The 15,723-nt window shown below is 70.8% G+C and carries 16 protein-coding genes; 7 read left to right on the top strand and 9 right to left on the bottom strand.

Translation table 11 applies throughout. From position 1 onward, the window contains the following. Positions 1–48 precede the first annotated feature (48 nt). The 7 genes from G6G98_RS10430 to G6G98_RS10400 all read right to left on the bottom strand — a co-directional run bounded on the left by G6G98_RS10430 (position 49) and on the right by G6G98_RS10400 (position 7,292). Positions 49–1,404 (bottom strand): sulfate adenylyltransferase subunit 1, encoded by a 1,356-nt coding sequence (locus tag G6G98_RS10430; protein ID WP_084788134.1) that lies wholly within the window; start codon positions 1,402–1,404, stop codon positions 49–51. Further along, positions 1,404–2,345 carry a sulfate adenylyltransferase subunit CysD gene (gene cysD / locus G6G98_RS10425; RefSeq protein WP_067348026.1) on the bottom strand — a complete coding sequence of 314 codons (942 nt, stop codon included), beginning with the start codon at positions 2,343–2,345 and terminating at the stop codon, positions 1,404–1,406. Before cysD ends, G6G98_RS10430 begins: the two co-directional genes overlap by 1 nt. Continuing rightward, positions 2,342–3,091 carry a phosphoadenylyl-sulfate reductase gene (locus tag G6G98_RS10420; RefSeq protein ID WP_067348022.1) on the bottom strand — a complete coding sequence of 250 codons (750 nt, stop codon included), beginning with the start codon at positions 3,089–3,091 and terminating at the stop codon, positions 2,342–2,344. Before G6G98_RS10420 ends, cysD begins: the two co-directional genes overlap by 4 nt. Further along, positions 3,088–4,806, bottom strand: a complete 1,719-nt coding sequence (locus G6G98_RS10415) for a nitrite/sulfite reductase (RefSeq protein WP_067348017.1) — start codon at positions 4,804–4,806, stop codon at positions 3,088–3,090. The genes G6G98_RS10420 and G6G98_RS10415 overlap by 4 nt, the downstream gene beginning before the upstream one ends. 131 nt (positions 4,807–4,937) lie before the next feature. Beyond that, on the bottom strand, positions 4,938–5,618 hold the full coding sequence (locus G6G98_RS10410) for a sirohydrochlorin chelatase (RefSeq protein WP_067348015.1): 681 nt from the start codon (positions 5,616–5,618) through the stop codon (positions 4,938–4,940). Positions 5,619–5,627: 9 nt separating this feature from the next. Next, a complete protein-coding gene (locus G6G98_RS10405; RefSeq protein ID WP_164234610.1) occupies positions 5,628–6,563 on the bottom strand; it encodes a phosphotransferase in 936 nt (311 codons plus the stop codon). A gap of 30 nt (positions 6,564–6,593) precedes the next feature. Further along, the gene (locus G6G98_RS10400; RefSeq protein ID WP_067348009.1) at positions 6,594–7,292 is read right to left on the bottom strand and encodes a GDSL-type esterase/lipase family protein; all 699 of its coding nucleotides are present in this window, start codon (positions 7,290–7,292) and stop codon (positions 6,594–6,596) included. A gap of 108 nt (positions 7,293–7,400) precedes the next feature. On the opposite strand from G6G98_RS10400, the gene G6G98_RS10395 reads away from it, so the two are divergent. Next, positions 7,401–7,976 carry a TetR/AcrR family transcriptional regulator gene (locus G6G98_RS10395; protein ID WP_067348007.1) on the top strand — a complete coding sequence of 192 codons (576 nt, stop codon included), beginning with the start codon at positions 7,401–7,403 and terminating at the stop codon, positions 7,974–7,976. A 30-nt stretch (positions 7,977–8,006) separates the two neighbouring features. Here G6G98_RS10395 and G6G98_RS10390 read toward each other — a convergent pair whose 3' ends face one another. Beyond that, on the bottom strand, positions 8,007–8,828 hold the full coding sequence (locus G6G98_RS10390) for an alpha/beta fold hydrolase (RefSeq protein WP_243842084.1): 822 nt from the start codon (positions 8,826–8,828) through the stop codon (positions 8,007–8,009). Positions 8,829–9,043: 215 nt separating this feature from the next. Between G6G98_RS10390 and dnaK the strand changes: the two genes are divergently transcribed. Genes dnaK through G6G98_RS10365 form a run of 5 tightly spaced genes read left to right on the top strand, consistent with a single transcriptional unit; the run spans position 9,044 to position 13,773 of the window. Next, positions 9,044–10,906: a molecular chaperone DnaK gene (dnaK, locus tag G6G98_RS10385; protein ID WP_067348003.1), complete on the top strand. Its 1,863-nt coding sequence runs from the start codon at positions 9,044–9,046 to the stop codon at positions 10,904–10,906. A gap of 2 nt (positions 10,907–10,908) precedes the next feature. Beyond that, entirely contained in the window at positions 10,909–11,517 is a 609-nt protein-coding gene (locus G6G98_RS10380; protein ID WP_164234611.1) for a nucleotide exchange factor GrpE, read from the top strand. Positions 11,518–11,528: 11 nt separating this feature from the next. After that, positions 11,529–12,509: a DnaJ C-terminal domain-containing protein gene (locus G6G98_RS10375; RefSeq protein WP_067347996.1), complete on the top strand. Its 981-nt coding sequence runs from the start codon at positions 11,529–11,531 to the stop codon at positions 12,507–12,509. Between the two features lie 33 nt (positions 12,510–12,542). Next, positions 12,543–12,968 (top strand): heat shock protein transcriptional repressor HspR, encoded by a 426-nt coding sequence (locus G6G98_RS10370; RefSeq protein WP_067347993.1) that lies wholly within the window; start codon positions 12,543–12,545, stop codon positions 12,966–12,968. A gap of 22 nt (positions 12,969–12,990) precedes the next feature. Then, positions 12,991–13,773: a hypothetical protein gene (locus G6G98_RS10365; RefSeq protein WP_164234612.1), complete on the top strand. Its 783-nt coding sequence runs from the start codon at positions 12,991–12,993 to the stop codon at positions 13,771–13,773. Positions 13,774–13,788: 15 nt separating this feature from the next. On the opposite strand, the gene G6G98_RS10360 is transcribed toward G6G98_RS10365, so the two are convergent. Beyond that, positions 13,789–14,196 carry a phospholipase A2 gene (locus tag G6G98_RS10360; protein ID WP_164234613.1) on the bottom strand — a complete coding sequence of 136 codons (408 nt, stop codon included), beginning with the start codon at positions 14,194–14,196 and terminating at the stop codon, positions 13,789–13,791. Positions 14,197–14,357: 161 nt separating this feature from the next. Between G6G98_RS10360 and G6G98_RS10355 the strand changes: the two genes are divergently transcribed. Next, positions 14,358–15,722, top strand: coding sequence for a flavin monoamine oxidase family protein (locus tag G6G98_RS10355; protein ID WP_243842083.1), 1,365 nt, complete (start codon positions 14,358–14,360; stop codon positions 15,720–15,722). Position 15,723 lies beyond the last annotated feature (1 nt).

Here is a 15,723-nt window from a genome sequence, read left to right as displayed (position 1 = left end):
GTTTCGCCTCCTTAGCGAGTCGGGTGTTGCAGGTCGGGATTCAGCAGGTCAGTGCTCATCGACGACGGTCGCGGCCGCGAGGGTCGCGCCGTCGGCGGGGTGGATGAGCACGAGGGAGCCGCCGGCGCGGTTCTGCGCGTACGGCTCGAGCGGCAGGTCGGCGGCGAAGCGCAGTCGCACCCGGCCGATCTCGTTCACGGCGAGGGAGTCGGCGTCGTGGTGGCCGAGGGTCTCCAGGTCACGGCGTTCGATGACCTCGGCGATCAGCGCCTGCACGGTGGCGGTGCCGTGCTTGACGAGCACCTTCGACCCAGGCGTCGTGGCGCGCGGGTCGAGCTGGAACAGCTCCACGACGGCCTCGCGGCGGCCGGCGGGCGCGGTGCCCGCCGCGGCGATCACGGCGCCGCGGGCGGCGTCCAGCTCGTCGGCGAGGGTGAGGGTCACCGACTGCGGCTCCTTGGCGGCATCCGCCTCGCTGCCGGCGACGTGGATGCCGGTCACGGTGGTGCGGTGCCCGCCGGGGAACACCTCGACGGCGTCGCCGACCTGCACGGAGCCCGAGGCGATCCGGCCGGCGAAGCCGCGGAAGTCGCGGTAGCGCTCGGCATCCGTCTCGGCGATCGCCGGCGCGAGCCCGCCCTGCGGGCGCAGCACCAGCTGCACGGGAAGGCGGAAGTCGGATGCCGCCGACTCGATCTCCTCGGCGCTGGGCAGCGTCTCCAGCAGGTCGAAGAGCGTGGGGCCCTGGTACCACGGGGTGCGCTCGGAGCGGTCGACGATGTTGTCGCCCTCGAGCGCCGAGACCGGCAGGACGTGGATGCCGGCGAGGCCGAGCTGCTCGGCGACGCGCGCGGCCTCGAGCTCGATCTCGACGAAGCGGTTCTCGTCGAAGCCGACCAGGTCGATCTTGTTCACCGCGATGATGACGTGCGCGACGCGCAGCAGCGACACCACGGCGAGGTGGCGGCGGGTCTGCTCGACCACGCCCTTGCGCGCGTCGACGAGCACGATCACGGCGTCGGCGGTCGCGGCACCGGTGACCATGTTGCGCGTGTACTGCACGTGGCCGGGGCAGTCGGCGAGGATGAAGCTGCGCCGGTCGGTGGCGAAGTACCGATAGGCGACATCGATCGTGATGCCCTGCTCGCGCTCGGCGCGCAGGCCGTCGGTGAGCAGCGCGAAGTCGAAGGCGCCGTGGGCGAACCCGCGCTGGCGGCTCGTCGCGGCGACCTGCTCGAGCTGGTCGGCGAGGATCGCCTTCGCGTCGTGCAGCAGCCGCCCGACCAGGGTCGACTTGCCGTCGTCGACGGAGCCGGCGGTCGCGAAGCGAAACAGCGTCGCGACCTCCTTCTCGGTCGTCGAGCGAGCGGAGCGAGACGAAACGTCTGCGATGTCGATACTCATCAGAAGTACCCGTCCTTCTTGCGGTCCTCCATGGCGGCCTCGCTGATGCGGTCGTCGGCCCTGGTGGCGCCGCGCTCGGTGAGCGTGGAGCGTGCGACCTCGGCGACGACGGATGCCGTGTCTGCGGCATCCGACTCCACCGCGCCCGTGCAGCTCATGTCGCCGACGGTCCGGTAGCGGACGACGCGGCGTTCGATCTCCTCGCCCTTCAGCGGCTGGGAGAACTCGCCGACGCCCCACCACATGCCGTCACGGCGGAAGACGTCGCGCTCGTGCGCGTAGTACAGCGCCGGCAGGGCGATGCCCTCGCGCTCGATGTAGTTCCAGATGTCGAGCTCGGTCCAGTTCGAGATCGGGAAGGCGCGGACGTGCTGGCCGGGCAGGTGCCGGCCGTTGTACAGGCTCCACAGCTCGGGGCGCTGGTTGCGCGGATCCCACTGGCCGAACTCGTCGCGCAGCGAGATGATGCGCTCCTTGGCGCGTGCCTTGTCCTCGTCGCGGCGGGCGCCGCCGAAGACGGCGTCGTGCTTCCCCGCGGCGATGGCGTCGAGCAGCGGCTGCGTCTGCAGCGTGTTGCGGGTGCCGTCCGGGCGCTCGGCGAGGCGGCCGTCGTCGATGTAGTCCTGCACGCGGGCGACCTCGAGGTCGATGCCGAGGCGCGCGACGGTCTCGTCGCGGAACGCGATGACCTCGGGGAAGTTGTGGCCGGTGTCGACGTGCAGCACCGGGAACGGCACGCGTCCGGGGGCGAACGCCTTGGTGGCCAGGTGCAGCACGACCACGGAGTCCTTGCCGCCGGAGAACAGCAGCACGGGGCGCTCGAACTCGGCGACGACCTCGCGGATGATGTGGATGGCCTCCGCCTCGAGCAGGTCGAGGGCGCTGAGGCCGCCCTCCCGCTTCGCGCGCTCCGGTGCCGGGGTCTGGGTGATGGTGGTCATAGGTGGAGTCCGCATTCGGTCTTGGCGAGTCCGGCCCAGCGACCGGACCGCGGGTCCTCGCCGGGGGCGACGGGCTTCGTGCACGGCGCGCAGCCGATGGACGGATACCCGTTCGCGATGAGGGGGTTCACCGGCACGGCGTGCTCGGTGGCGTAGTCGATGAGGTCGTCGAAGCTCCAGCTCGCGACCGGGTTCACCTTGACGAGTCCGTTGCGCTCGTCCCAGGCGATCAGGGGGGAGTTCGCCCTGGTCGGGGCCTCCTCGCGCCGGACGCCGGTGAACCACACCTCGTATTCCCCGAGGGATCGCTGCAGGGGCTCGACCTTGCGGAGCTGGCAGCACAGGCCCGGGTCGCGCTCGAAGAGGTTCCTGCCGTACTCGGCATCCTGCTCGCGCACGGTCTGGACGGGCTTCACGTCGACGATGTTGACGTCCAGCTCGCGCTCGACCTCGTTGCGGGTGAAGGTGGTCTCGGCGAAGTGGTAGCCGGTGTCGAGGAAGAGCACGTCGACCCCGGGGAGGCTCTGCGCGACGAGGTGCGGCAGCGCGGCATCCGCCATCGAGCACGCGACGGCTGCCTGCGAGACGGCGAAGTTCTCGGCGACCCAGGCGACGACCTCGGCGGGGGAGGCCTCGTCGGGCTGTCCGCTGCGCAGTTCGGCGGCGCCGCGCTCGGCGAGGGCCTTGAGCTCCTCGGTCGAGCGACGTGCCGGCCGTGCCGGACGGATGGTGACCGGCGTGCTCACTGCAGCGCCTCCTCGTCGGCGCGGTGCGCCCACTGCGCGAACGTCTCGGCGTCCTCGCGGTCGGCGAGGTAGCGGCGGATGACGCGCTCGGCGTAGTCGGCGATGCCGTCGGCGGGCACCTTCAGGCCGCGGACGGTGCGGCCGAGGCCGGCCTCCTCGCGGTCGACGCCGGCGAGGCCGCCGCCGAGGTGCACCTGGTAGCCGGGGACCTGCTCGCCGTCGATCTGCACGAGCTGGCCCTTCAGGCCGATGTCGGCGGTCTGGATGCGGGCACAGGAGTTCGGGCATCCGTTCACGTGCAGCGTGATCGGGCGGCCGATCTCGGGCTCGAGCGCGCCGAGGCGCTCCTCGAGCTGCTGGATGGCGTTGGCGGCGTTCGCCTTCGTCTCCACGATCGCGAGTTTGCAGAACTCGATGCCGGTGCAGGCGATGGTGCCGCGGCGGAACAGGCTCGGGCGGGCGGAGAGGCCGATCTCGTCGAGACCCTTCACGAGCGACTCGACCTCGCCCTCGGGGACGTCGAGCACGAGGAGCTTCTGGTACGGCGTGGTGCGGATGCGCTGCGAGCCGTGCGCCTCGGCGAGGTCGGCGAGGGCGGTCAGCGTGCTGCCGGAGACCCGGCCGACGAGCGCGGCGGCGCCCACGAAGAAGCGGCCGTCCTTCTGTGCGTGCACGCCGACGTGGTCGCCGAGGCTGGTGGGCTTCGGCGCGGCGGGGCCGTCGGGGAGCGGGGTCTCGAGGTACTCGGTCTCGAGCACCTGGCGGAACTTCTCCACGCCCCAGTCGGCGAGGAGGAACTTCAGGCGCGCCTTGTTGCGCAGGCGCCGGTAGCCGTAGTCGCGGAAGATCTGGGTGACGCCGTGCCACACCTCGGCGACCCGCTCGGGGGCGACGAAGGTGCCGAGGCGCTCGCCGAGGCGAGGGACCACCGAGAGCGCACCGCCGACCCACAGGTCGTAGCCGATGCCCAGCTCGGGGTGCTCGACGGCGACGAAGGCGCAGTCGTTGATCTCGTGCACGACGTCCTGGCTGGGGTGGCCGGTGATGGCCGTCTTGTACTTGCGGGGCAGGTTCGCGAGCGTAGGGTCGCCGATGAATCGGGCCGCGATCTCCTCGATCTGCGGGGTCGGGTCGATGATCTCGTCGGCGGCGATGCCGGCCACCGGGGATCCGAGGATGACGCGCGGCACGTCACCGCAGGCCTCGGTGGTGCTCAGGCCGACCTCTTCGAGGCGGCGCCAGATCTCCGGGACGTCCTCGACCTGGACCCAGTGCAGCTGCACGTTCTGACGGTCGGTGAGGTCGGCGGTGTCGCGGGCGAACTCGGTGGAGATCTCGCCGATCACGCGGAGCTGCTGCGTGGTGAGCTGGCCGCCGTCAATGCGGACCCGCAGCATGAAGTACTCGTCCTCGAGCTCGTGCGGCTCGAGCTGGGCGGTGCGGCCGCCGTCGATCCCGGGCTTGCGCTGCGTGTACAGACCCCACCAGCGGAAGCGCCCGTGCAGGTCGGTCGGGTCGATCGATGCGAAGCCGCCCTTGGCGTACTCGTTCTCGATGCGCTCGCGGACGTTCAGTCCGCCGTCGGCGAGCTTGAACTCCTCGTTGGCGTTCAGGGGCTCGTTGCCGTCGACGGCCCACTGGCCGTGCGGTTTCGTCGGCGTCCGGGTGGTGCGCGTGCGCGCGCCGCGGATCGGCGTCGGCTGCTGAATGGTCATGCCTGCTCCCTGGGTGGCTATCACTCAAGAGTGAGACGCCGCGTCCCATTCGAGAATCCGGGATGACATGTTGCGTCAGCGAACGTCACACAAGGTGATGTTCGGCTGAAGGTCTTGACAGGGCGGGGGAGTCAGGCTTCGATGCGCGCGGCGGCATCCCGGTAGCGCGCGACGACGAGATCGACGAGCGGCCGCGGCACCGGTCCGCCGTCGAGGAGCGGCAGCGTGAGCGCGCGACCCGGTGCCTGGCGCACGGCGAGGTCGAAGAAGAAGCCCCTGGCCAGCAGGTAGATCGACACCACGGCATCCGGATGCTCCGCGAGCGAGGTCGGCAGGTCCGGCTGGCGGGCGGCGAGGTAGGAGAGTTCGACGGGACGCCTCAGGCGCTCGGTGAGCAGGGCGGCCATGCCCTCGGCATCCGTCAGCGAGCGTGGATCGCGGGATCCGGCGACGGCGAGGATGACGGGAGCGTCCTGGTCGAGCTCGCCCAGGCGCTCGGCGAGCACCTCGGCGAGGAGCGGATCCGGGCCCATCGGATCGGCGACGACGGCATCCGCCCGCTTCGCCGCGATGCCGTGCAGGTCGTGGTGCACGTGGAAGCCGCTGGACAGCAGCAGCGGCACGATGACCACTGGTCCCTCGATCTCCGGCACCAGGTCGGCCGCGTCGGGCTGCTGCACGTCGACGAACGCCGCGCGCACCGGCACGTCGGGGAGGACGCGCTGCACCTCGTCGACGAGCGCGGCGATGGTGCGGGCGCCTTCGGCATCCGAGGTCCCGTGCGAGACGGCGAGCAGGGTGGGGCGTGACATGCGCTCAGCCTATGACGCGGGTGTGACGGGGGCGTTTCGCGGGTTCCCGACCTCCGGGTCGGTGAGGATGCGATGCAGGGTGCTGCGGCCCAGCGCGCTCATGCCCGGATTGGAGACGCGGTAGTACCAGACGAGACCCATCGCCTGCTGGAACGCCCAGGCCGCTCCGCGCAGCCACTCCGTCTCGCCGGAAGCGAGACCTTCGCGGACGACCGCTCGGGCCTCGGCATCGAGGAGGTGCCAGGCGGAGACGAGGTCGAGGGATGGATCGGCCGGGGCGAACCCGCCACCGTCGAGCACTCCGGCGAGGCGCTCGCCGGAGACGAGGAGATTGCCGGGCGTAAGGTCGCCGTGCGCCATCACGTCGGGGCCGGGCGCCGGGAGCATCCGGAAGCGAGCCCACAGTGCGCGCAGGTCGTCGACAGGCAGAAGCGCTGCGCTCTCCCGGAAGCAGGTCTCCATCCACGCGTCGGAGTCGCGCAGATCGCCGCCTCGTCCGCCGCCGTCGAAGGCGCGGCCGCGGGTGTCGGCGCCGCGGAGCGCGACGATGAGCTCGACGAGGTCGCGCGCGAACGTCGCGGAGTGCGCGAGACCGTCAGGGGTGGCGACGTCGCCCGGCACCCAGGTCTGGACGGACCAGGGAAGCGGATAGCCGGGGCCGGGCTCGCCGATCGCGACGGGCGCGGGAGTCGGCACCGGGCAGACGCCGACCAGCTCGTGCATGGCGGCGGCCTCACGCTCGAGAGCCGCGCGCAGCTCGTCGGGATCGGCGTCGGTCAGCGGCAGTCGGGCCGCGAGATCGTCGCCGATGCGGAAGATCGCGTTGACGGTGCCCTCGGAGGCGACCCTGCGGATCTCCTCGTGGCGCCATTCCGGATGCTGCGCGCCGATGAGCCGGCTCGCCGTGGCATGGTCGATGTCGAGTTCGCCGGCGTGCATCTTCATCGTGGAGAGGGTACCCGGTGCTGCGTCGTATCAGGTCTCCTGGCTGCGCGCGGGGGCGATGGCCGCGGCCACCGCTTCGGCGACCAGCCTGCTCGCTTCGGCGTCCAGGTGGATGCCGTCGGGGTGCGCCGTGACGCCCTGTTCCGTGACCGCGAAGACGTCGATGAGAGGCAGGCCGAGTCGCGCGGCGACGCGGCGCACGATCGGCGCGACCTCCTCGGCGACGATGCGCTCCGAGACGCCTCGGCGGTTGGGGAATGCGACGGGCGGCGTCAGGAGGTAGACGGCCGACCGGCCGCCGGCCCGGTAGCGGATGGCGAGATCGGCGAGTTCCGACTCATAGGCGTCTGCGTTCCAGTTGCCGCCCCGCGCATCGTTCGTCCCCAGCATGATGAGGACGATGTCGGCCCGTGCCCGGAGGGACGCCTCCGCGAAGCGGTTCGCGGCGTACGGCCAATCGCCGTCGCGCTGCAGCGTGCGTCGATTCAGCCCGTAGTTGAGCACCTGATACGAGTCGCCGAGCAGGCGGGCGAGCTGGGCTGGATAGGACCACCTGCGACGCCCCTTGAGGAGCACTCCCGCGCCGTAGGTGTTGCTGTCGCCGATCGCGGCGACGGTGATCTTGCCCGCTTCCGGGCGAGGGACCGGAGGATGCATCGTCCGGCGGGCGGCGTAGGCGATGCCGGAGGCGATGAGGAGTGCGACTGCGATGGCGATGAAGAACGGCATGAGGCTCCCGGTGTGTGTCCGTCTGGTCGATAATGGCAGTGTCTGCCAAGTGACAGTTACTGTCAAGAATTGCGCGGCAATGATCGCCTCGCCCAGTACATTGGTTCGATGGCATCCGGGCTGCGAGCTCTCAAGCGGGCGCGAACGCGAACGGCGATCGCCGACTCTGCGCTGCGTCTCTTCATCGAGCATGGATTCGGTGCCGTGACCGTCGCCGATGTCGCTGCTGCGGCGGGGGTCAGCGAGCGAACGGTCTTCCGCTACTTCGCCGACAAGGAGGACCTTCTCTTCGCCGAGGACGATGACTTTCGCGAGCTCCTCGCCCGTGAACTCGCGGCGAGAGATCTGAAGACGGCGCCGATCGCCGCCCTTCGTGGTGCGACGGTCGCCGTCGCCCTGACTGTCGAGGATCGTCGTGCGGAGCTGGTCGAGCGCTGGAAGCTGGTGGAATCCTCTTCGGCTCTGCAAGCGCGCGAGAGAGCGCGGCATCGGCGGTATGAGGCGACCATCTACTCCGCCGGCGTCACGGCCGGTCTCGCGGCGCAGACGGCGCGGCTGACGGCTCGATTCGGCATGATCGGATACGCCGAGTCGCTCCAGCGATGGCTGGAGGGTGAACCGGATGTCGATTTCCGCACGCACGTCGAGGCGACGTACGCGGAGATGCGCGAACTGATGGCGTGACGGCTGTGGGGGCCGCGGGGGCGCCTCGGATCAGCTGATCCGCGCGAGCCACTCGCCGAGCACCCGCCGGAACGCCTCCGGCTGCTCGACCCAGGGATAGTGCCCGCAGTCCTCGATCATCTCGACCTGGGCGCCGAGCGCGGCCGCGTAGTCGAGCACCGGGCGGACGCCGGTGAGCACGTCGCGGTCGCCGCCCACCACCAGGGCCGGCGGCATCTCCGCCGCGAGGATGCGCTGCGTCACGTCTTCGGGGATGTCCTGGAACCACGCCGCGTCCGACGCCAGACTCACCGCCCCGACTCGTGCGTGCTCCTGCTCGACGGTCGTCCAGTGGGCGTAGCTCGCGGGAGCCTGCCGCAGGAAGGTCTCACGGAACTCCTCCTCGGAGTCGCCGTCGCCGTCCTCCATCAGGGAGCGGATCGCCTCCGCGACGACCGGATCCTCCCTGTCGACCACCAGATCGTCGCCGTCATAGGCGCTGCCGGTCAGCCACATCGCGGGCGGCGTCACGAGAGCCATCGTGCGCACCCGCGCCGGGAATCGCGTCGCCGCCGCGAGAGCCAGGCGGGTGCCCGCCGAGTGCGCGACGAGGTCGGCGGCTTCGAGCCCGAGTGCGTCGATGACCGCGGCGACGTCCTCGGCATCCGTCCACCACCCGCGGGAGAGCCCGCCAGTGCGCGACGTGCCGCGGGGATGCAGCACGACCAGCGGCCGGGTCGAGCCGAGCCCGGCCAGATCGCCGAGATACTCCGGGCCGCGGCAGGCGCCGCCGGGAAGCACCACCGCCGGGTCCGCGTCATCCTCTCCGATCCAGGTGACGGCGACGGGCAGGTCTGAGGAGTCGATGCGCACGGGACCACATTCGCACAGCGGCGCGACGGCGCGCGCAGCATCCGAGGCCGCTGGCACGGGGATGACCCGCCTCGCTCAAAGTTGAGCCAATTCATATCAACTTTGGTTGACAGCATCCGACGCTCGGAGTACGGTTGAGTCATCGCGACTCAGGTTTTCCTGATCGCCGCAGATCTTCCCGATCAGACAAGACTTCTAACCCAAAGGAGAAACACATGGCACGTGCTGTTGGAATCGACCTCGGTACCACGAACTCCGTCGTCAGCGTCCTCGAGGGCGGTGAGCCGAAGGTCATCGCCAACGCGGAGGGCTTCCGCACGACCCCGTCCGTCGTCGCATTCACCAAGGACGGCGAGGTGCTCGTCGGCGAGACCGCCAAGCGCCAGGCCGTCACCAACGTCGACCGCACCATCTCGTCGGTCAAGCGCCACATGGGCACCGACTGGACCTTCGACGTCGACGGCAAGAAGTGGACGCCACAGGAGATCTCCGCGCGCATCCTCATGAAGCTCAAGCGCGACGCCGAGTCGTACCTCGGCGACACGGTGACGGATGCCGTCATCACCGTCCCCGCGTACTTCAACGACGCCGAGCGCCAGGCCACCAAGGAGGCCGGCGAGATCTCGGGCCTCAACGTCCTGCGCATCATCAACGAGCCCACCGCAGCCGCCCTGGCCTACGGCCTCGACAAGGGCAAGGAGGACGAGCTCATCCTCGTCTTCGACCTCGGTGGCGGAACCTTCGACGTCTCCCTCCTCGAGGTGGGCAAGGACGACGACTTCTCCACCATCCAGGTGCGCGCCACCGCCGGCGACAACCGCCTCGGCGGCGACGACTGGGACCAGCGCCTCGTCGACTACCTGATCAAGCAGTTCAAGGAGACCACCGGCGTCGACGTCTCGGGCGACAAGATCGCGCTGCAGCGCCTCAAGGAGGCCGCGGAGCAGGCGAAGAAGGAGCTCAGCTCCTCGACGAGCACCAGCATCAACCTGCCGTACCTGTCGCTGACGGAGTCCGGTCCGGTGTCGCTGAGCGAGACGATCACGCGCGCGAAGTTCGAGGACCTCACCAAGGATCTCCTCGACCGCACCAAGAAGCCCTTCGAGGATGTCATCCGCGAGGCCGGCATCAAGGTCGGCGACATCGCCCACGTCGTCCTGGTCGGCGGCTCCACCCGCATGCCCGCCGTCGCCGAGCTCGTCAAGCGCGAGACCGGCAAGGAGGCCAACAAGGGCGTGAACCCGGACGAGGTCGTCGCCGTCGGCGCCGCCCTGCAGGCCGGTGTCCTCAAGGGTGAGCGCAAGGACGTGCTGCTCATCGACGTCACCCCCCTCAGCCTCGGCATCGAGACCAAGGGCGGCATGATGACCAAGCTCATCGAGCGCAACACGGCCATCCCGACCAAGCGCAGCGAGACCTTCACCACGGCCGACGACAACCAGCCGTCCGTCGCGATCCAGGTCTTCCAGGGCGAGCGCGACTTCACCCGCGACAACAAGCCGCTCGGCACCTTCGAGCTGACCGGCATCGCCCCGGCCCCCCGCGGCATCCCGCAGATCGAGGTCACCTTCGACATCGACGCGAACGGCATCGTGCACGTGTCCGCCAAGGACAAGGGCACCGGCAAGGAGCAGTCGATGACCATCACGGGCGGCTCGTCCCTCTCCAAGGAGGACATCGACCGGATGGTGCGCGAGGCGGAGGAGCACGCCGCGGAGGACAAGAAGCGCCGTGAGGCCGCCGAGGTCCGCAACCAGGCCGAGACCCTCTCGTACTCGATCGACAAGCTGATCAAGGAGAACGAGGACAAGCTCCCGGCCGACGTCAAGGAGTCGGTCCAGGCCGACGTCGACGCCCTGAAGACGGCCCTGGCCGGCGAGGACGACGACGCCGTGAAGGCCGCGTTCGACAAGCTCAACGAGTCGCAGACGAAGCTGGGCGAGGCGATCTACGCGCAGTCCCAGGCGGATGCCGCGGCCGCTGCCGACGGCTCCGGCGAGGCTCCCGCGGGTGACGCCGCCTCCGAGGAGGATGTCATCGACGCAGAGGTCGTCGACGACGAGGACGAGAAGAAGTAACCATGACGGACAAGAACTTCGAAGAGAACGAGGTTCCGGAGGGGTCGGATGCTCAGGCATCCGGCCCCGCGCCGCAGAACCCGGACTCCGCTGAGGCCAGGGCGGCGGAGGGCTCCGACGACGAGCTCACCGTCGACGACATCCTGAACGCCGACCAGACCGCGGATGCCGCCGCAGGCGACCCGATCGAGGACGCCGAGAACGCGCTCCTGGTCGACCTGAAGCGCCTGACCGCCGAGTACGCGAACTACCGCCGTCGCACCGAGGAGCAGCGCGAGCGTGACGTCGAGCGTGCGAAGGGCGAGGCCGCCAAGGGCCTCATCCCCGTGCTCGACGACCTCGCCAGGGCCGAGCAGCACGGCGATCTCGTGGAGGGCAGCCCCTTCGCCGTGATCGCCGAGAAGGTGCGCGCGGTCGTGGAGCGGCTCGGGGTCGTCTCGTACGGCGAGCAGGGCGAGGAGTTCGACCCGCAGCGCCACGAGGCGATCTTCCAGCAGCCCACCCCGGGTGCCGAGAAGACCACGGTGCTCGAGGTCGTCGAGGTGGGCTACCGTCTCGGCGAGATCGAGCTACGTCCCGCGAAGGTCGTCGTCGCTGTTCCGGCCGAGTAGGCAGGTGATCGATGGCTAGCCAGGACTGGTTCGACAAGGACTTCTACAAGACCCTCGGGGTCACGAAGAACGTCAGCGACGCCGATCTCAAGAAGACGTACCGCAAGCTCGCCCGCAAGTACCACCCGGACTCCAACCCGGGGGATGCCGCGGCCGAGGCGAAGTTCAAGGAGATCAGCGAGGCCTACTCGGTGCTCTCCGACGCGGAGCAGCGCAAGGAGTACGACGAGATCCGCGCCATGGGCTCGGGCGCCCGCTTCACGGCGGGCGGCCCGGGTGCGGGCGGCTTCGAGGACGTGTTCAGCCGGTTCGGCCAGCAGGGGCGCGGACAGACCGCCGACTTCGAGGACATCTTCGCGATGTTCAACCAGGGGCAGGGCGGCTTCGGCTCCGGACGCTTCGGGCAGACCTCTGGCGGGTTCCGCGGCTTCGGAGGCCCGCAGCGCGGCGCCGACGTGACCGCGCGCACCACGATCGACTTCGCCACCGCCGTGCACGGCGAGACCATCACACTGCAGGGCGAGGACGGCAAGCCGTTCAAGGTGAAGATCCCCGCCGGCGTCGCCGACGGTCAGAAGATCAAGCTCCGCGGCCGCGGCCGGCCCTCGCCCGACGGCGGGGAGAACGGCGACATCGTGGTGCAGATCACGGTGCGGCCGCATCCGGTGTTCACCCGCGACGGACTCAACCTGCGCGTCGTGGTGCCGGTGACCTTCACGGAGGCCGCGCTCGGCGCGACCATCGAGGTTCCCACCCTCGGCGGGGACCCGGTGAAGCTCCGGGTCGCCCCCGGCACCCCGTCCGGCCGCGTGCTGCGGGTCAAGGGCCGCGGGGTCACCACGACGAAGGGCACCGGCGACCTGCTCGCCGAGCTCCAGATCGCGGTGCCGTCGCACCTCGACGAGGCCGCACGCGAGGCGCTGGAGAAGTTCCAGGCCCTCGAGCCGAACGAGAACCCGCGCGCCGACCTGATGGCGAAGGCGCGCCGATGACGACCGCGACACCGGGGCAGGAGGTGCAGGACCATGGCTGACAGGCGCATGGATGCCGACACCCCGGTGTTCGCGATCGCCGTCGCGGCGGAATTGGCGGGCATGCACCCGCAGACGCTGCGGCAGTACGACCGGATCGGGCTCGTCGTGCCCGGTCGCACCTCCGGCGGCTCCCGCCGCTATTCGACCCGCAACATCGAGCAGCTCCGCGAGGTCGCCCACCTCTCCTCGGAGGGCATGAGCCTCCCCGCGATCGCGCGGCTGCTCGACCTGGAGGACGAGAACCGCGCCCTGCGGCGCCGCATCACCGAGCTGGAGGGCGCGCTGCGCGCCGAGCGGGAGAACCGCCCCGGCGTCCGCGTCTTCGCCGCCGGGTCCTCCGGCGTCGTCCCGGTGCCGAGCGGCCGCCGCATCCGCCGCTCCACCGAGGTCGTGCTCTGGCACCCTGATCGAGGCTGAGCGCGCGATGGACTCCGGGGGGATGACACACGCGCCGCGCACGGCTCGGCCGCGACGCACCGCGGAGCAGACCCGGCGCCTGCTGATCGCCATCGCGATGGACCTCGTCCTCACCCGCGGCGTCACCAGCGGCGTCGCGCACATCCGCCTCCAGGAGGTGCTCCGGATCGCGGGCCTCACCACCGGCGCGGCGTACCGCATCTGGGCCGACCAGGAGGACTTCCAGCGCGAGCTCGCCGCCGCCGTCATCCGCTGCCGCATCGACGAGCCGACCGCGAGCACCCGTGAGGTGGTCTGCGGCGAAGGCTGGCCGGAGCACCTCGACGACGTCATCCGCCGAGGGGCGGAGCGCCACATGGCGACGTTCGCGCCCGAGAACCGCTCCGAGGTGTCGTCGCGGATCTTCCTCGCCGCGCTGGCGCTGCGGGCGACCGCGCAGGCCTCCGACCGGCTGATCGCCGCGAGCCGCGACCGCCACGAGCGGTCGATCGCCGAGTTCACCGCGTTCTATTCCGAGGCGATGCGCCGCTACGGGATGCGGCTGCGCGGGACCTACACGATGACCCAGTTCACGACCGCGATGGCGGCGCTGGGGGAGGGGTTCGCCCTGCAGGCGCTGGAGGGACTCGAGCACGAGACCGTGACCCGCAGCGCACCGGGCCGTGCCGACGAATCCTGGACCCTGTTCGGCGCCGCCGTGGCCGGGCTCGTTCGCGAGTTCTTCGTGCCGGCCGCGGAGGATCCGGCCGCGGAGGATCCGGACGCGGAAGCGCCGGCCGCGGAGTCTCCGCAGCCGGCGCCGTGACGCAGTCCGCGCGCCTCAGGACAGCTTCGTCTTGACGGACACGACCGCGTAGTAGGTGAGCGCGGTGGACTTGCAGGCTGCCCGGCGCGGATCCCAGCTGCCGTAGTAGTGCTCGCACTGCTGCAGCAGGTTGCTCTTGAAGCGGCTGTCGCAGGTGGAGCGCGTGACCGCGCGGTCCATGATGCACAGGTCGTGGCGCGCGCACGGTCCGCGGAAGTTCGCGTTCGTGCCCGGCGCGGAGAACTCGTCGGGCGACATCGTGCAGTAGTCGTGCAGCGTCCGCTGATAGGTGGCGTCGGGGTTGTACACGTAGCGATCCGGCACGCTCACATAGTCGGCCGCGGAGGCGGGAGCGACGCCGGCGGCGAGCACCATTCCGGTGGCGAGGGCGATGACGGCGAGGGACTTGGACAGGATCTTCACTGCTTCTCCTTCGAGGGGGGCGACGTCGTCCCGGTGGGGACGGCCACATCCTGTCCGTCGGGCCACGGCCAGGACCAGAGAAAACAATTACCTCCGCGCGGCGTCGGCGGCACGGCATCCGCCGGCCGCGCGATGCGCGGTATCGTTGCGACACGATGAGGATGACGCGGCGCACTCTGCTGGTCGGCGCCGGAGCCGGCGTCCTGGGGGTGCTGCTCGCCTCCTGCACCCCGGAGCCGGTGCCCACGCCCACGCCCACCTCGCCGTCGCCGAAGCCGACGCCGAGCGGTGACGGGCCCACGCCGAGCGCCTTCGCCCGCAGCGCCTGGACGACCGATCCGTTCTCCCGCGGAGCGGCGAGCTTCACGCCGGTCGGCACCCAGCCGAGCGCCCGGGAGGCCCTGGCCGCGCCGGTCGGGGACCGCCTGTTCATGGCCGGTGAGGCGACGGATGCCGACGCCCCCGGCACCCTGTCCGCGGCTCTGCGCTCCGGCCTCCGCGCCGCGGAGGAGCTTCTCGACGTCGCCGTCGAGGGCGAGCGGGTCGCGGTCGTCGGCGCCGGGCTCGCCGGGGCGGCAGCGGTCTCCCGCCTCCTGGCCGCCGGGCTCGAGGTGACCGTGTTCGAGGGACGCGACCGCGTCGGCGGCCGCGTCCGATCGGTGGTCGACGAGGAGTCCTGGCCGTTCCCCGCGCAGCTCGGCGGCTGGCTGGTGGGGGAGGACGGTGCGGAGATGGGCGAGCGGCTGGACGCGCTCGACATCCGCACCGCCACGCTCGAGACGCCCGCCTGGCGCTCGGCTGAGGGCGAGGTGGAACCGGTGCCGGATCAGCGGATCACGGATGCCGTCGCCGCCGCGCAGCTCCTCCCCGCCGACAGCTCGCTCGCCGACGCCCTCGCCGCGGCCGGCGCCGACATCGAGGAGCCGGGTCTCGCCGCCCTGCTGGCCGCGGTCTCCGCATCGACGGGGATCGCGCCGGACGAGGCGTCCTCCTGGTTCCCGCCCGCGCTTCCCGCCGCGTCTCCGACCGTGGCGCTCGGAGATCTCGGCTCCGTCTTCGACTCGCTGCTCGAGGGCGCGAGGATGAGCCTGTCGTCGCCGGTGTCCCGGGTGGCCCACGACGACCGCGGTGTGAGCCTGGGGATCGCGACGGGAGAATCGCTGTCCTTCGACCGCGTGGTCCTCACGGTGCCGCTCGGCGTGCTGCAGAGCGACGGGATCGAGTTCTCTCCGGCGCTGCCCTTCAGCCACCGAGGGGCCATCGCCGCTCTCGGCATGGGGCGCATCGAGACGATCTGGCTCCGCTTCGACGAGCCGCTCATCGAGACCGACGCCGCCCTCTGGCACGTCGTCGGCGGCGAGGCGCTGATCCGCACCTGGTACAGCCTCGCTCCTGCCACCGGCGAGAACGTGCTCGTCGGCATCGTCGGAGGAGCATCCGCCGCGGAGTTCGCCGATCTCGATGACGACGACGCGCTCGCCGCCGCTCTCTCCTCACTCGCCGTGTTCACGGCATCCGGCGGCTGAG

Source organism: Microbacterium hydrocarbonoxydans (assembly GCF_011752045.1).
Taxonomy (GTDB): domain Bacteria; phylum Actinomycetota; class Actinomycetes; order Actinomycetales; family Microbacteriaceae; genus Microbacterium.
The sequence above is the reverse complement of the archived record's forward strand: the minus strand, read 5'-3'. Positions and strand labels throughout refer to the sequence as shown.

What these genes read in the sequence shown, in the direction of transcription:
- G6G98_RS10370 (WP_067347993.1), top strand. Translation starts at nt 12,543, where the DNA reads ATGGCTGACAGGCGCATGGATGCCGACACCCCGGTGTTCGCGATCGCC.
- cysD (WP_067348026.1), bottom strand. Translation starts at nt 2,345, where the DNA reads ATGACCACCATCACCCAGACCCCGGCACCGGAGCGCGCGAAGCGGGAG.
- G6G98_RS10355 (WP_243842083.1), top strand. Translation starts at nt 14,358, where the DNA reads ATGACGCGGCGCACTCTGCTGGTCGGCGCCGGAGCCGGCGTCCTGGGG.
- G6G98_RS10400 (WP_067348009.1), bottom strand. Translation starts at nt 7,292, where the DNA reads ATGCCGTTCTTCATCGCCATCGCAGTCGCACTCCTCATCGCCTCCGGC.
- G6G98_RS10395 (WP_067348007.1), top strand. Translation starts at nt 7,401, where the DNA reads ATGGCATCCGGGCTGCGAGCTCTCAAGCGGGCGCGAACGCGAACGGCG.
- G6G98_RS10430 (WP_084788134.1), bottom strand. Translation starts at nt 1,404, where the DNA reads ATGAGTATCGACATCGCAGACGTTTCGTCTCGCTCCGCTCGCTCGACG.
- G6G98_RS10375 (WP_067347996.1), top strand. Translation starts at nt 11,529, where the DNA reads ATGGCTAGCCAGGACTGGTTCGACAAGGACTTCTACAAGACCCTCGGG.
- G6G98_RS10405 (WP_164234610.1), bottom strand. Translation starts at nt 6,563, where the DNA reads ATGAAGATGCACGCCGGCGAACTCGACATCGACCATGCCACGGCGAGC.
- G6G98_RS10410 (WP_067348015.1), bottom strand. Translation starts at nt 5,618, where the DNA reads ATGTCACGCCCCACCCTGCTCGCCGTCTCGCACGGGACCTCGGATGCC.
- dnaK (WP_067348003.1), top strand. Translation starts at nt 9,044, where the DNA reads ATGGCACGTGCTGTTGGAATCGACCTCGGTACCACGAACTCCGTCGTC.
- G6G98_RS10365 (WP_164234612.1), top strand. Translation starts at nt 12,991, where the DNA reads ATGACACACGCGCCGCGCACGGCTCGGCCGCGACGCACCGCGGAGCAG.
- G6G98_RS10380 (WP_164234611.1), top strand. Translation starts at nt 10,909, where the DNA reads ATGACGGACAAGAACTTCGAAGAGAACGAGGTTCCGGAGGGGTCGGAT.
- G6G98_RS10415 (WP_067348017.1), bottom strand. Translation starts at nt 4,806, where the DNA reads ATGACCATTCAGCAGCCGACGCCGATCCGCGGCGCGCGCACGCGCACC.